Annotated in this window: 16 protein-coding genes; all 16 read left to right on the top strand. The window is 29.2% G+C overall.

Annotated features, from left to right (window positions below; all coding sequences use genetic code 11):
- Positions 1-125 precede the first annotated feature (125 nt).
- The 16 genes from trpS to ACQCX0_RS06275 all read left to right on the top strand — a co-directional run bounded on the left by trpS (position 126) and on the right by ACQCX0_RS06275 (position 15,376).
- Positions 126-1,145 carry a tryptophan--tRNA ligase gene (gene trpS / locus ACQCX0_RS06200; protein ID WP_462563304.1) on the top strand — a complete coding sequence of 340 codons (1,020 nt, stop codon included), beginning with the start codon at positions 126-128 and terminating at the stop codon, positions 1,143-1,145.
- A 15-nt stretch (positions 1,146-1,160) separates the two neighbouring features.
- Positions 1,161-1,745, top strand: coding sequence for a NifU family protein (locus tag ACQCX0_RS06205; RefSeq protein WP_462563305.1), 585 nt, complete (start codon positions 1,161-1,163; stop codon positions 1,743-1,745).
- Positions 1,729-2,781 carry a glucosaminidase domain-containing protein gene (locus ACQCX0_RS06210; RefSeq protein ID WP_462563306.1) on the top strand — a complete coding sequence of 351 codons (1,053 nt, stop codon included), beginning with the start codon at positions 1,729-1,731 and terminating at the stop codon, positions 2,779-2,781. The genes ACQCX0_RS06205 and ACQCX0_RS06210 overlap by 17 nt, the downstream gene beginning before the upstream one ends.
- Before the next feature lie 21 nt (positions 2,782-2,802).
- A complete protein-coding gene (gene tsaB / locus ACQCX0_RS06215) occupies positions 2,803-3,540 on the top strand; it encodes a tRNA (adenosine(37)-N6)-threonylcarbamoyltransferase complex dimerization subunit type 1 TsaB (protein WP_462563307.1) in 738 nt (245 codons plus the stop codon).
- Positions 3,518-4,870: a tRNA (N6-isopentenyl adenosine(37)-C2)-methylthiotransferase MiaB gene (gene miaB, locus ACQCX0_RS06220; RefSeq protein ID WP_462563308.1), complete on the top strand. Its 1,353-nt coding sequence runs from the start codon at positions 3,518-3,520 to the stop codon at positions 4,868-4,870. Before tsaB ends, miaB begins: the two co-directional genes overlap by 23 nt.
- A 1-nt stretch (position 4,871) precedes the next feature.
- A complete protein-coding gene (locus ACQCX0_RS06225; RefSeq protein ID WP_462563309.1) occupies positions 4,872-5,927 on the top strand; it encodes a PhoH family protein in 1,056 nt (351 codons plus the stop codon).
- Complete coding sequence (gene ybeY, locus ACQCX0_RS06230) at positions 5,928-6,545, top strand: rRNA maturation RNase YbeY (protein WP_462563310.1); 618 nt, start codon at positions 5,928-5,930, stop codon at positions 6,543-6,545. It abuts the gene before it with no gap.
- The gene (locus ACQCX0_RS06235; protein WP_462563311.1) at positions 6,529-7,395 is read left to right on the top strand and encodes a transporter associated domain-containing protein; all 867 of its coding nucleotides are present in this window, start codon (positions 6,529-6,531) and stop codon (positions 7,393-7,395) included. The genes ybeY and ACQCX0_RS06235 overlap by 17 nt, the downstream gene beginning before the upstream one ends.
- A 72-nt stretch (positions 7,396-7,467) precedes the next feature.
- Entirely contained in the window at positions 7,468-7,887 is a 420-nt protein-coding gene (locus tag ACQCX0_RS06240; RefSeq protein WP_462563312.1) for a helix-turn-helix domain-containing protein, read from the top strand.
- A gap of 28 nt (positions 7,888-7,915) precedes the next feature.
- Positions 7,916-9,088, top strand: coding sequence for a methionine adenosyltransferase (metK, locus tag ACQCX0_RS06245; RefSeq protein ID WP_462563313.1), 1,173 nt, complete (start codon positions 7,916-7,918; stop codon positions 9,086-9,088).
- A gap of 72 nt (positions 9,089-9,160) precedes the next feature.
- The gene (gene trmB, locus ACQCX0_RS06250) at positions 9,161-9,853 is read left to right on the top strand and encodes a tRNA (guanosine(46)-N7)-methyltransferase TrmB (RefSeq protein ID WP_462563314.1); all 693 of its coding nucleotides are present in this window, start codon (positions 9,161-9,163) and stop codon (positions 9,851-9,853) included.
- Positions 9,854-9,981: 128 nt separating this feature from the next.
- A complete protein-coding gene (locus ACQCX0_RS06255) occupies positions 9,982-10,467 on the top strand; it encodes a hypothetical protein (RefSeq protein WP_462563315.1) in 486 nt (161 codons plus the stop codon).
- Positions 10,467-12,002, top strand: coding sequence for a transcription termination factor NusA (gene nusA / locus ACQCX0_RS06260; protein ID WP_462563316.1), 1,536 nt, complete (start codon positions 10,467-10,469; stop codon positions 12,000-12,002). The genes ACQCX0_RS06255 and nusA overlap by 1 nt, the downstream gene beginning before the upstream one ends.
- A gap of 27 nt (positions 12,003-12,029) precedes the next feature.
- Positions 12,030-14,438, top strand: a complete 2,409-nt coding sequence (infB, locus tag ACQCX0_RS06265) for a translation initiation factor IF-2 (protein WP_462563317.1) — start codon at positions 12,030-12,032, stop codon at positions 14,436-14,438.
- A 9-nt stretch (positions 14,439-14,447) separates the two neighbouring features.
- Positions 14,448-14,831: a ribosome-binding factor A gene (locus ACQCX0_RS06270; protein WP_462563318.1), complete on the top strand. Its 384-nt coding sequence runs from the start codon at positions 14,448-14,450 to the stop codon at positions 14,829-14,831.
- Between the two features lie 89 nt (positions 14,832-14,920).
- The gene (locus tag ACQCX0_RS06275) at positions 14,921-15,376 is read left to right on the top strand and encodes a hypothetical protein (RefSeq protein WP_462563319.1); all 456 of its coding nucleotides are present in this window, start codon (positions 14,921-14,923) and stop codon (positions 15,374-15,376) included.
- The last annotated feature ends 34 nt before the right edge of the window (positions 15,377-15,410 follow it).

Raw genomic sequence — 15,410 nt, forward strand, 5'->3', positions numbered from 1 at the left:
TTCCCTACACGACGCTCTTCCGATCTTAAATAAGAGCTGTTAATAACTTAGTGAGTGATTTTAAAAGGGTTAAAACCTAAATTATTAACAGCTCTTATTTATAATAATTAAGTTTAAGATAAAAAATGGTAATAAAAACAGTATTTTCCGGAATTCAACCTACAGGAGTTGTTCATTTAGGTAATTATATGGGAGCTATTTCTAATTGGGTTGATTTACAAAATAATTCTGATTATCAATGTATTTTTTCTATCGTGAATTTACATGCTCTTACAGTTTCTCAAGATCCTAAAGATTTACATGTAACGACTTTATCATTATTGGCTAGTCTCTTAGCTTGCGGAATTGATGTGAACAAATCTTTACTGTTTGCTCAAAGTTCTGTTAAAGCACATACTGAATTAACTTGGATTTTATGTTGTGTTGCTAGAATTGGTTGGTTAAATCGTATGATTCAATTTAAAGATAAAGCCGGCTCAAATAAAGAAGCTTCCTCGGTAGGCTTATATGTATATCCTGTATTGATGGCTGCTGATATCCTATTATATGATACGGATTTGATCCCTGTGGGAGAAGACCAAAAACAACATATAGAACTTATTAGAGATATTGCTTTAAAATTTAATAAAGATTACAATACCACTGCTTTTAAAATACCGGAGCCAATTATAATATTAGGTAACTCTAGGGTAATGTCTTTAAAAGACGGGAGTAAAAAAATGAGTAAATCCGATCCTAGCGAGCATTCAAGAATTTTAATTACGGATAGCAATGATACAATTCTTAATAAAATCCTGAAAGCTAAAACCGATACGGCAGCGTTTCCTACAAATTATGAGGATTTAACAAAGAGAATTGAATTACTCAATTTAGTTAAAATTTATACTTTTTGTAGTAATAAATTAGGAGAAAATCAAAATATTTTACAAATCCTACAAGAATTTGCTAATAAAAACTTTAGTTCGTTTAAATATAGTTTGGTTGAAAAATTAGTAGGAATAATAAGTCCTATTAGAGAAAAATATAGTAAATTAATACAAGATAAGGTATATTTAAACGAGGTCTATATAAATAATGCACAAAAAGCTGAAATAATAGCTAATAAAAAAATACAAGAAATTAAAAACATTATAGGTCTTATATAATTAAAGGAGATTAAAATGTTTATTCAAGTAGAAGAAACCCCAAACCCAAAAACTATGAAATTTATTCCTGGAGAAGCTGTGTTAGAAACTCACACTAGTTTAAATTTTACTAATGCTAAAGAAGCAGAAGTATCACCCTTAGCCACAAGATTATTTAAAATTAATGGTATTAAAGGAGTATTTTTCGGTAGAGACTTTATTACTGTTAGCATTAGCGAACAAGAAGTATGGGGACATGTAAAACCTAAAATCCTAGCATATATTATGGATCATTTTGTTGCAAATTTACCAATTATTGATGATAAATTAATTGCTCAAAAAGCAACAAGAACTGCTACCGTTAATAAAGATGAAGAAGACGATGAAATAGTATTGCTAATTAAAGAATTAATAGAAGAAAGAGTAAGACCGGCAGTAGCAATGGACGGAGGAGATATAATTTTTGAAAGATATGTTGATGGTGTAGTTTATTTGCAAATGCAGGGTTCATGTTCAGGTTGTCCTTCTTCTACAATTACTTTAAAAAACGGTATTGAAAGCATGCTTAAGTATTATGTTCCTGAAGTAAAAGAAGTAAGAAGCATTGATCAACAAGATTAATACAGATCCTGTAGATTTGGTTAAGAGTTTAAAACATTTTTATAAAATTCAAAAACAATATATTATTTTTGGCATAGTAAGTATTTTGTTCGGTTTTTTATATACTTTTACGGAGTATCCTTTATCTAATCAAGATATTTTCTCTAATGCTAATAAAGCAAGTAAGCGTAAGATTTCTGCCTATCAATGTTTACGGTTATCAGAAACTAAAGGAGATAAACAGTTAATTTATGATATTAATAAGTTTATTATTTTAGGAACAAAATCTAATGAGATAGGCTTGGCAAGACCTGTATTTTTTCGAAATATGCCTTATAATTTTGATTTAATGATCTCACATGAAGAAATTGTTATAAGAAAACAAGCTTTTATTAAAATTTTACTACCCCTGCTTATTAAAGTACAAAAAGAGATAGTAACAGAAAGGGCAGAAGTACTAGATTTAAACGTAAAAATGGTGCGTCAGGATTTTCAAGATGAAGATTTACAAAGAATTAAAATTTTGGCAAGCAAATATAAGATTTCCATAGAAGCTGATAATATTTGGGATTATGCTTTTGCTTTAGAAGAACTATTATTAAGGGTAGATATTGTACCAAACTCTATAGCTATAGCTATGGCAGGAAATGAGACTGGTTGGGGTATTTCAAGATTTTTAAAAGAAGGTAACTCGTTGTTCTCGGAATGGACATGGTCAGAAGATATGGGAATGATACCGTATGCTAGAGTTTTAGGAAAATTCTATGCAGTAAAAAGATATAATACTTTAGAAAAATCTATAATTTCATATTATTATAATTTAAATACTAACCCTAGTTATGCTGAATTTAGAGAAAGTAGATATAAAATGCGGATTAATGAAATAGATTTTAATCCTACTGTATTGGTTAATCATTTGGAGAAGTATTCTGCAGAAAGTAAAAAATATGTAAAAGTAGTTGCTAGTATTATTAGAACTAATAAATTAATACAATATGATAGCTATAAAGATTTTTTACCGAATTACGGTACTATGTGTTTGAGTGTGGATTTATAGATAAAAAATATAAAACAATTTATGTATTATTTAATTTTAGATACAACAGCTCCAGAAATTAAAATAGCTTTATTTAATAATCAAAATTTAGTACATAAAAAAATTATTATCAGCTCTCTTAAAAATAGTGAGGTTATTATTATAGTTTTACGGGAATTTATGCAAAGTACGGGAATTTCATACGAAACATTAGATTTTATAGGAGCTTGTAGCGGTCCGGGAAGTTTTACGGCTATTCGGGTTGGTATAGCAGTAGCAAATGCTTTAGCACTAAGTTTAAATATTCCTGTTGTAGGAGTTTCTGCGTTCGAGGTTATTAAGGCAGAATTTGCAACTTTAGATAAAAGAACTAAAGTTTTTATTGCTTTAGAGAGCAAAAAATCTGATATTTACGGGGCAATATTATCAGAGAATCTAGAATATTTAATAAGTCCTAGAGTTTTTAATAACAAAGATTTACGAAATACCGATTTATTTGATAATCCTATTGTTATACTGGGTAATGCCCAAAACTTTGTACTAAATACTATTAATAATCCAACTAACATAATTAATAGAGAAATTTATAGCAATATTACATATATTTCTGAAATAACATATCCAAAGCTTAATTTTTTAGGAGAATTATGTTATAAGAAGTATATAAGTATAAAAAATAGTAACCAAACTATAAATTTTATTGAAGCTTATTATATAAATGAGGCAAAAAGCTTATATGTGACTAAAGGAGATAAGATTGCAGAAAAAATATCATATTAAAACTTGGGGATGCCAGATGAATGTTTATGATACTTTACGAATCGGTGAAATTCTCCAAACGCTGAAGTATGAAAAAACAGATGATTTGCTTGAAGCTGATATTATTATCTTAAATACTTGTCATATTAGAGAAAAAGCTACGGAAAAAGTTTTTTCTGAAATTGGCAGATTAAGAAGTATTAAAGAGCGAAGAGCAGTAATTGGTAAAAGTTTAATTATCGGAATATCTGGGTGTGTAGCTCAAGCTGAAGGTTCGGAGATTTTAAAAAGAGCTAAAGAAGTAAATTTAGTTTTTGGTCCGCAAACTTGGCATAAATTACCGGAAATGATTAAACAATTAGAAGAAGAGCATAAAACGGTTTGTAATACGGATTTTCCAGTGGAAGAAAAATTTGAACAACTTCCCGAAATATTAGACCAAAATCGTGTGCAAGCCGGTAGTAGTTTTTTAGTTATTCAAGAAGGTTGCGATAAATTTTGTACCTATTGTGTGGTGCCTTATACTAGGGGGAGTGAATATTCGCGTCCTGTGTGGCAGATTATGCAAGAGGCAAAACAATTAGTTAAAATAGGAGCTAAAGAAATAACACTGCTTGGGCAAAATGTAAGCTCTTACCATGGAGAAACACTAGATAATAAGGAATGGTCTTTAGGGAGATTGCTTTTAGAATTAGCTACAATAGAGGGTTTAGAAAGAATTAGATATACTACCTCCTATCCTACGGAAATTTATGATGATTTAATTATGGCCCATAAGGAAATAGATAAATTAATGCCTTTTTTACATTTACCTATTCAGTCCGGTTCTAATAGTATCTTAAAAGCTATGAATCGACCCCATAGTATAGATGATTATTTAAGAGTAATTGATAAATTAAGAAATGTTAAACCTAATATGGCGTTTTCTTCAGATTTTATTGTGGGGTTTCCCGGAGAGACGGAACAAGATTTTAAAAATACGCTACAAATAATTGATAAAGTAAAATTTATACAGGCTTTTGCTTTTATTTTTAGCCCCAGACCCGGAACTCCCGCAGCTTTAAAAACAGATTCTACGCCAAAAAGCATGAAGGAAGAGAGATTAAAACAATTACAAGATGTATTAGGGTATTATCAACACGAATTTAACAAACAATCTGTAGGGAAAACTTACCAAGTATTAGTAGATAGAGCCGGTAGAAAACAAGGACAATTAGTAGGTAAAAGCCCATATATGCAAGCAGTACATGTAGATAATGCTAACCCTGAATGGTTAGGAGAAATTATAAATTTAAAAATTCTAGCTAGCCATCCTTATAGTTTAAACGGTGTTTTTCATGGAGTAGGGTAATTTGCAAATTGAAAAGACTTATACGGATTTAGAAATTGTAAAAAATTTGTTTGGTCCTACTAATCACAATTTACTTTTTATGGAGAAAATTTTTCAGGTTAAAATTAATAGTTTTGGCAATACTGTAATTCTTAAAGGTATTGATTCTGAGAAATCTTTACGGTTGTTAGATCTGATTTATGAAAATCTTAAAACTAAAAAACTTAATTTTAATACTTTAAATCATGCAACTATTCTAAACTTTCAGGAGTTATTAGCTCAAAATATGAACCCAAAAGACTATATTACTACTATTCATACTAAACAAAAACAAATTATAACTAGAACTGTTAAACAATGGGAATATGTTAACTCTATGGAGAAGAATAGTATTACATTTGGAATAGGTCCTGCCGGCACCGGAAAAACCTATCTGGCAGTTGCTCAAGCCATAAAATATTTTATGTTAGGACTGGTAAAGAAAATTATTTTAGTAAGACCTGCGGTAGAGGCAGGAGAACGTTTAGGATTTTTACCGGGGAATATGCAAGATAAAATTAATCCATACCTTAAGCCAATGTATGATGCTATGGAGGAAATGTTAGGCGTAGAAGCAGTAACTCTTGGCATAGAGAAAAAAGAGATAGAAATAGCTCCTATTGCTTTTATGAGAGGTAGAACCTTAGAGAATGCTTTTGTAATTATGGATGAGGCTCAAAATGCTAATTTTATACAATTAAAAATGCTATTAACTCGTTTAGGAAATAATTCAAAAATGGTGTTAACCGGAGATATTACACAAATTGATTTGCCGCACCATAATCCTAGTGGTTTAACTAAAATTTTAACTATTATGCAAGATTTAGTAGAGGTTAATATTGTCTCTTTTGAAGAAAAGGATAGTGTAAGAAGTCCTTTAGTAAAACAGATAGTTGAAGCATTTAAAGTTTATGATTCTACAAATTATGACCATAACTCAAAATTTGGATTACCCAAGTCGCCAACTATACCGAATGCTACAAAGCTTCTTATAGAAAATCCTAAAAATAAGCCTAAAACAATAAAGTTAAAAGTATAAATGTATCATTTCAGCATAGATATAAATTTTGTTCAAATTAATTTAGAAAAAGAACTTCAAAAATTAGTAAGAAATTCTGTTAAAGATATTTTTTCAAAACTTGTTTATAATAAAAAAATCTTTGGAGAAATTTCTTTGAAGAGTAAATTTGAATTAGGTATATTGTTTACTAATAATACTAATATTAAGAGAATTAACCAAGAATGGCGTAGTACTGCAGAAGCTACTAATGTTTTATCTTTTTCACAATATGAATCAGATCAACTATTAAAGTTAGGAATACTGACTATCTCTGAAGAACTCTCTACATGGGATGCTACAAACCATTCCCAAGAACTCTTTAATAGGCAGAATATAACATATCCTATTTTCTTAGGAGATATTGTTATATCCTTAGAATATGCTAAAACAGAAGCTATAGAACTTAATATTACTTTTACTGAGCATCTGCTAAGATTAATAATTCACGGTTTACTACATTTAATCGGTTATGATCATAAAAATACAACTCAAGCAACAGGAATGTTAAAAATAGAGAATCAGCTTTTACAGGACTGCAAAATTTTACAAACAGGATTAACTAATAACTATTGGAAAGAAGATGCCGGAAAAAGATAATAACATAAATAATATTGTTGATAAAGTTTCCCAAAATTCCTTTATAAGAAGAATTAAAACCTATTTAAGAAAAACGGAAGCCCCCTCAGTGTATGAAAAACTCTTAGAAGTATTGAATGATTATATGTTTAATAAATCTAAGAGTAATAGTGATGTTTTAGAAATTTCTCTACTAAAAAATATTGTTTCCTTAAAACATAAAAAAGTGAAGAATATTATGATCCCTAGAGTTGATATTGTTGGCATAGAATATAATTCTTCTTTAAAAGAAGTATTAGAGGTAGTTCAAGTTAGTAAATTTTCACGAATTCCAGTATATAAGGAAACCTTAGATGATATTTTAGGGTTTATTTATGCTAAAGACTTAGTTTCACTAATTAATACACAATCTAAGTTCAAAATTGATGAAATTATGCGTCAAATTATTTTTATTTCACCTTATATGCAAGTATTAGATTTAGTTTATGATATGAAAATGAAGGGGATTCATATGGCTATGGTGGTGGATGAATTCGGAGGAGTTGACGGATTAATTAGTATTGTGGATGTATTAAAAGAAATTGTAGGAACAGAATATGATTTACTGCCTGATAAAATGTTTAAACATATTAAAGCTGGATTCTTAGAATGTGATGCCCGTATAGAATTGGATGAATTAGAAGAGCAAGTAGGAAAATTTTTAAGTGAGGAGGAAAAAAGTGAAAATAATACTTTGGCGGGATTAATTTTTTATTTAGTAGGAAGAATTCCATCCAAGGCTGAATTAATAGTGCATCCCTCTGGGGTAGAGTTTGAAATTCTTTCTTCCGATCCAAGTAAGATAAATAAAATTCTAGTACATTATTTATAGTTGATCTTACCACCCAGATTAGTTACTATTGAGATAGTAATTAAAAATAAAAATTATAAGGTAATTAAACACGTGAGGGCTAAAGTGTTAAGGAAAGATTTACAAAGATCACCTAATGACACGGATGTATATGCTGGAATTCAATTAAGATTAAGAAGAAAAAAACTGGGAGTTAGCCAGAAAACATTGGCAGAATCATTAGGAATTACTTTTCAACAGATACAAAAGTATGAAAAAGGAGTAAATAGAATAGGAGCTTCAAGACTATATGAAATTTGTAAGGTGTTAAAGGTGCATCCTTCTTACTTTTTTCAAGATATAGGAAATGAAATCTTATCTAATAAAACTTATTATCTAATAAGAGATAGTAATGACCATAACTTGGATGATATTTTAGAAGTTGTAACCCATTACAAAAACATCCAAGATAAAACCAAGAAAAAGGTAATAATTGATGTTATTAAGTCTTTAGCAGATAAAAATAGTAAATAGTTAAAAAATTATAATTAGGATAATTGCAATGAATAAACAGTTATATTTGTTTACCTCTGAATCTGTTTCCGAAGGACATCCTGATAAAATAGCAGATTGTATTTCAGATGCAGTTTTAGATGAGTTTTTAAAATTAGATGTGCTCTCACGTGTGGCTGTTGAAACTTTAGTAACAACTAATAAAGTAGTGATTGCCGGAGAAGTTAGAAGTAACAAAGTTGTATCCCATAATTATCTAAATCAGGTTATTAAAGATGTAGTTAAAGATATAGGATACGATCAAGTAGGATTTAGTTATAAAAATTTACATATAGATAATTATATGCATGAGCAATCTGTGGATATTGCCATGGGGGTTGATGCTACTGCTACTAAAGAAGAGGGAGCTGGAGATCAAGGTATTATGTTCGGTTATGCCTGTAATGAAACTAAAGAACTTATGCCTGCCGCTATTTATTATGCTCATAAAATTCTTGAAGTTTTAAGTAAAAAACGTAAACAAGGTGAATTAGAATTTTTATTACCGGATGCTAAAAGCCAAATTACTTTAGAATATGAAAATCATATCCCCAAAAGAATTCATACTGTGGTGTTGTCTCATCAGCATAAGGGGAGTGTTACTCAAGAGCAAATTAAAGCTAGGTTAATGCCGATTTTTGCAGAAGTTTTTCCAAATAGTTTATATGATACTAAAAATGTAATACATCATATTAATCCTACAGGAAGATTTTTAATTGGTGGGCCTGACGGAGACACAGGGTTAACTGGTAGAAAAATTATTGTAGATACTTATGGTGGTAGTGCCCCTCACGGAGGGGGTGCTTTTTCAGGAAAAGATCCTACTAAAGTAGATAGATCAGCAGCTTATGTCGCAAGATATTTAGCTAAAAATATCGTGGCTAGCGGTATTGCTAGTAGATGCACTCTCCAGCTATCTTATGCTATAGGTATTGCTAAACCTACTTCTATCTATATTAATTTACATAATACTGGACAGGTAGATGAAAATGAAATTGTTAAATTAATTCCGCAAATGATAGATTTATCGCCGCAAGGCATTAGAACTCATCTTAAATTGAATAATCCTATTTATAAAATTACCTCAAGTTATGGTCATTTTGGGAGAATTTCTGATGACGTACATTTTACTTGGGAAAAATTAGATTTAGTAACATCTTTTAAGAACTATTTTAAGATATAAGAAAGCTAATCTTTTATTAATCTTAATAGGGACTTTATAATAAAACTCCTATTAAACAAGTTGACTTTTAAAATGCTTCAAGAAAAAATAGTTAAATTTTATGGTAGAAAATCATCTAATCTTACTACTAGTGCCAAAGAGATTTTAACAAATTTATTACCAAAATATCTATTTGATATTATTGAGTTGCATAATAACGTTATAATACATAAGCAGTATAAAAAAATTTATTTAGAAATAGGTTTTGGTAATGGTTATCATATTTTTCAACAAGCTAAACATCATCCCGATATTTTGTGTATAGGAGTTGAAGTTTACTTAAATGGGATTAGCACTCTTTTAAAAGAGCTAAAGCATATACCTTTAAATAATTTAAAAATCTTTAATCAAGATATACGTTTTTTATGGCAAGAATTACCTAAAAACTTTATAGATAAAATCTTTATCTTATTTCCGGATCCATGGCCTAAAAAAAGACACCATAAAAGACGAATAATTAATCAAATAAATTTAGGCATTTTAAGTAGTATTTTAAAGAATCAGGGAATTATTAGAATGGCTACGGATCATTCTGAATATAAAGATTATATTTTACAAAATTTTTTAGTCCATAACGATTTCAAAAAACTTAACCCTTCTACTATAAATAATATAGCTCTAAGTGAGCCTTTTGAGGAGCATTTTTTAACTAAATATGAGGTAAAAGCACTTAAACAGGGAATTCTACCATTTTACTTAGAATTTAAAAAAGTATTGCAAAATTAATTTTTTCTAATAAACTAGTAATAATAGATTATTAGATTATAGATGAGTAAAGGCGGGATTAGTAGAATCTTCGCCTTTATTTTTGATAATAGTTTTTAATAATATCTAAGAATATTAGATAAATAACCATGAATATTAAAGACTTATTTGTAAAAATAGCACAAGTAGTTACTACTTTACAATATGATTTACTTAATGTAAGTCTATTAGACAATAATAAAGCTTATCCTATGTTACAAATTACTATAGATAAGCTTAGTTTTTATGAAATTACTATTAATGATTGTATCAAAGTACATAAGGCTTTAATTATACTTTTTGAGAGCTTAGGAGTAAATTCTAAATATAGATTAGAAGTCACTTCAAATAGTAATAGTAAATATTTGGAAAAAGTTTCAGATTATATAAAAAATCAAAAAAAGCTTATTAAAATAACTACTAAAATAAGCTATAATAATAAAACAGTGTTAAGTGGAATTTTAAGTAATCTTGATGCAGAAAATATATTTTTACAAACTATAGATGAGGTTTTAATCATTAAGATTACAGATATTGTAAAAGCCAAGGTAGTAGCTAATAATAAGCTTTTGTTAAATAATGAAGGGGATAATTGATGAATAAAGAAAATATTGATAATAAAATGTTAGGATTGCATGCCAGACCTGAACTTTTAGCAGTAGTTGAAAATATTTCTAAAGATAAAGGTATTAGTATGGATGAAGTATTTTCTGCAATGGAAGCTGCTATAAAAAAGGCAGCCGCCCAAAAATACGGTTATAGTTACGATCTTAGAGCAACAATTCATAAAAGTAATGGAGCTATTATTATTGAGCGTTATAGGTTAGTTGTAGAAGAAGAAGAGGATCACAATATAGAAATTAATCTCAAGGCGGCAAAAATTATTAATCAAGATCTAAAATTAGGAGATTATTTAATAGAAGAACTTCCTCCTGTTGATTTTGGTAGGGTTTCAGCATGGAATTCTAGACAAATTATTACTCAAAAAGTACGTGAAGCAGAAAAAGAAAAAGAATATGAAAGCTATAAGGATAAAGTGGGAGAAATTGTTAGCGGGACTGTAAGACGTATAGAATTTTCCACGGTAATTGTAGAATTAGAAAAAGCAGAGGCTTGTTTAAGTAAGAATCAGAGTATACCAAGAGAAAATTTAGAAGTAGGATCTAGGGTTAAAGCTTTAGTATTAAAAGTTGAGAAAGCTATTAAGGGTCCACAGATCTTTCTTTCCAGGGCACATCCTGATTTTATCGCTAAATTATTTTCTCAAGAAGTACCGGAAATTTATGATGGAATTATTCAAATTAAAAATATTGCCAGAGATGCAGGTTCAAGAACTAAAATAGCTGTACTTTCTACAGAAACTGCAATTGATCCTGTAGGTACTTGCGTAGGATTTAAAGGCGGAAGAATTCAAACAATAATTAATGAATTAAGAGGTGAAAAGATAGACTTAGTAGAATTTTCTGATAATGTTGCTAATTTTGTAGTTAATGCTTTTTATCCTACAGCAGTTTTAAAAGTTTTTGTTGATGAAGATAGAAAACAGTTAGAAGTAGTAATAGATCAAGAAAAATTAAGTATTGCTATAGGAAGAGGAGGGCAGAATATTAGGTTAATTTCTCAATTAGTGGGATGGCAAATTGATTTAATGACATTAGATGAAGAAAAAGAAAAACGTAATAAAGAAAATAAAGAAAAAATAGATTATTTAATGAAATCTTTAGATGTTGATGAAGTAATAGCACAGTTATTAGTAGTAGAAGGGTTTAGTTTAGTAGATGAAATCTTAGAAACTAGTGATGAGGATCTTGCTAATATACAAGGATTTGGTATTGAGATAGTTTCAGAACTTAAAAAAAGAGCTACTCTTTTTAAAGAAACTGAAGATCGGAAAAAAGAGCAAAAAATAAAAGAATTAGAAATTCAAGAAGATTTAATTAATTTTAAAGATCAAGGTCTTAATATAGATCAAATTATTATTCTGGCACAAGATCATAATATTAAAAATTTAGTAAGCTTAGCAGATTTATCTAGTGATGAACTCTTAGAAATATTTCCTAAACCAACTCTTGATTTACAAACTGCGGAACATATCATTATGGAAGCTAGAAAACAATCCTATGATATATAGGATTTAATTACCTGTAGGAGATTAAGAATGAGTGATAAAAATGATGATAAATCATCCCCTAATAGTGGAACTTTATCTTTGGGTAAAACTTTAGCAGAAGTAAATAAAGCTGCAGAGTACAAAAAACCTCGTAATAGAACTATTGTAGAAACTAAAAGAAGAAAACTTAGGACTGAAACAGCACAACCAATAATTAAGAAAGAAGTTAAAACTGAGGTTAAGCATGTTATTGAGGAGCTAGTTGAGGTTTCTAAATTAACCAAAGAAGAAAAACTTTTACGACAAAAAGTTTTAGAAGATTCTAAGAAAAATAGTAACTTTAATGAGCCTTCTTTTGATAATACTAATGATGTTACCAGATTTAATATTATTGAAAGGCAGTCTTTTATTCCTGAAAAAAAAATAGTTGCAGTAGAAAATAACTCTTACATAAAAGAGACTACCACGGCTGTTCCTATTATCGTTGAGGAAGAGGACGAAATAGAAGCCTATAATAAAAAGAAAAATAAGAAAGAGTTAATCACCGAAAAGAAAAAGCCTCAAAATGTTCAACAATGGAAAAGTATGTATAATTATGTTTTAGACAAAGAAACGGATGATGATTTAGAAACTGAGAATACTCGGGTACATTTTGTGCAAAGGAGAAGAAAGAAAAATAAACATCTTTTATTTAAAAAGGAAAAAATTATTAAAGAAGTACGGTTAACCTCGGCTATAACCGTAGAAGAATTAGCTAATAAAATGTCTGAAAAGAGTTTTGTAGTTTTAAAAACACTAATTAAATTAGGGATTAAAGCTGGTTTAGATACTCCTATAGATGTAGATACAGCAGAACTTTTAGTTAATGAATTAGGGCATAGAGCTAAGGTTATTAAAAGTACTGTAGAAGAGATTTTTTATACTGAGGATGGTCCTGCAGATTTACAAATAATTCCTCCTATTGTTACTATTATGGGACACGTAGATCATGGAAAAACATCTCTTTTAGATACGATTCGCAAAAGTTCTGTAACCTCAAAAGAGGCAGGGGGAATAACGCAACATATAGGTGCTTACCAAATTAGTACTTCTCATGGTGCAAAAATAACTTTTTTAGATACTCCGGGTCATGAGGCTTTCGGGCAAATTAGAGCTAGGGGATCTAAAGTAACTGATATAGTTATTTTAGTAGTAGCAGCAGATGATGGGGTAAAAACTCAAACTATTGAGGCAATCAGTCATGCTCAAGCAGCTAAAGTGCCGATCATTGTAGCAATTAATAAGATAGATAAACCTGAGGCAAATATTTTAAAAATAAAAACCGATCTTATGCAACATAATATCATTGTAGAAGATATGGGCGGAGATATCCAAATTGTAGAAGTATCTGCAAAAACAGGAATGGGAATTGATAAATTGCTTGAGGCAATTTTATTACAAGCAGAAATTCTAGATTTAAAAGCTAATTATAATAGAAAAGCTCAAGGGGTTATTATTGAAGTAAAAGTAGAAAAAGGAAAGGGTTTTGTTGCTACGGTTATTCTAAAAAAAGGGAAGGTACATATAGGAGATATTTTTATTTCAGGTATTATTAGTGGAAAAGTCAGAAATATTATAGATGATAAAGGAGTTAAACTTAAGCAGGCAACTCCTTCTTTGCCTGTAGAAATTACAGGATTTTCTGATATCCCGGTGGCAGGAGATGATTTTTCGGTAGTAGATAATGAAAAACAATCTCATGAGATTATTCAATACAGAATTAATAATCTTAAGGAACAACAAACTAATAATCAGAAAAAACAAAATATAGAACATTTATTTAGTAATTTTTCTAGCAATCAAAAAATGTTGGCAGTAATAGTAAAAACTGATGTACATGGTTCAATGGAGGCTATAGTAACAGCACTAAACAAGATTATTAGTGAACATGTAGTTATAAAGATTATTCATAGTAGTATAGGGGCAATTACAGAGTCTGATATTTTATTGGCAAAAACAGCAAAGGCAATAATTTTTGGATTTAATATAAGAGCAAATAATAATGCTAGAGATTTAGCTAAGAAAGAAGCAGTAGATATTAGGTATCATTCGGTTATTTATAATTTAATTGATGATGCTAAAACTTGTTTAGCTGGTATGTTGGACCCTGATATCATAGAAAATATTCTCGGGTATGCAGAGGTAAGGCAGGTTATTAATATTACAAAAGTTGGAAAAATAGCAGGCTGTTATGTAACGGAGAGGTTAATTAAAAAAGCAGCTTTTGTAAGATTATTAAGAGATTCTGTGGTTATTTATCAGGGAACTCTTACCCAATTAAAACGTTTTAAAGATGACGTTAAGGAAGTAAAGCAAGGTTTTGAATGTGGGGTAAGTTTTGATAATTTTCATGAATTTTTCGAGAAAGATATTATAGAATGTTTTGAAAAAACTGAGGTAAAAAAAGAAATTAAGTAAGATAAATTAATGTCTATTAAAGATAATGTTGTACAGATATCCTCAGGTAATCGTAGAAAATTACAAATAGCTTCTGAAATAAAGAGTTTGCTATATAAAGCTTTGTTGCATGGTAAAATTAAAAGTAGGGATTTATTTGAACTTAATATTATTATCACTGAGGTAATAATAACCTCGGATTTTTCTTCTGCTAAAATTTATGTTTATCCAGGTTTAAATAGTACTGCTAATCCTAATTTAATAGAAATTCTCAATAGCAATGAGAGAAAGTTTAGAAATATTATTGCTAAAAATATGGCAATTAAAGTTATTCCCCATCTTAATTTCATTTTAGATGATATGTTTGATAAGGCTACCCATATAGAAGCTTTATTACGTAGTATTAATAAGTAAGCTTCTAACATTGGGATATCTTTAGTCTACTAGTAATATCAATATAACACTGTATTCTTTTATTTTAATCAATAAAGGAGATACATATAATGAAAATTATAAAAAGTGCAGATTTTCTGGCAGAAAGAACTGCCACTAGAAAAATCATAGCTCAAGAATTCATGAAATTAGGGTGTGATGCAGTTTTAGAACATAATGGTGAAGATGTAATCGCCAAAGCTGGAAATTATGTTATGAAAACTGTTGATAAGAAAGGAATTTATCCTGTAGAAGCTAGTATTTTTCAAGACACGTTTGATATTATTAAAGATAAAAATAAAGTGGTAGAACATAAAGAAGGAAAAAAAGTTTCGATTAGAAGTTTTATTAAAACCGGAAAAACTTCAAAAAAAGCTGTTACCATTGAATATATGATAGCTAAAGAAAAATTACAGGTTGAAACCTTAGAAGGTACAGTTTTGGCAAAGCCTAGAAATTATATAGTAAAAGGTGAGATTTGGACTATAACTAAAGCAACTTTTCTAACTCTTTATCACATTAACTAAAATTATAATAGTTAATTATTTAGAATATTACTCA

This window comes from Candidatus Hepatincolaceae symbiont of Strigamia maritima (assembly GCF_055505085.1).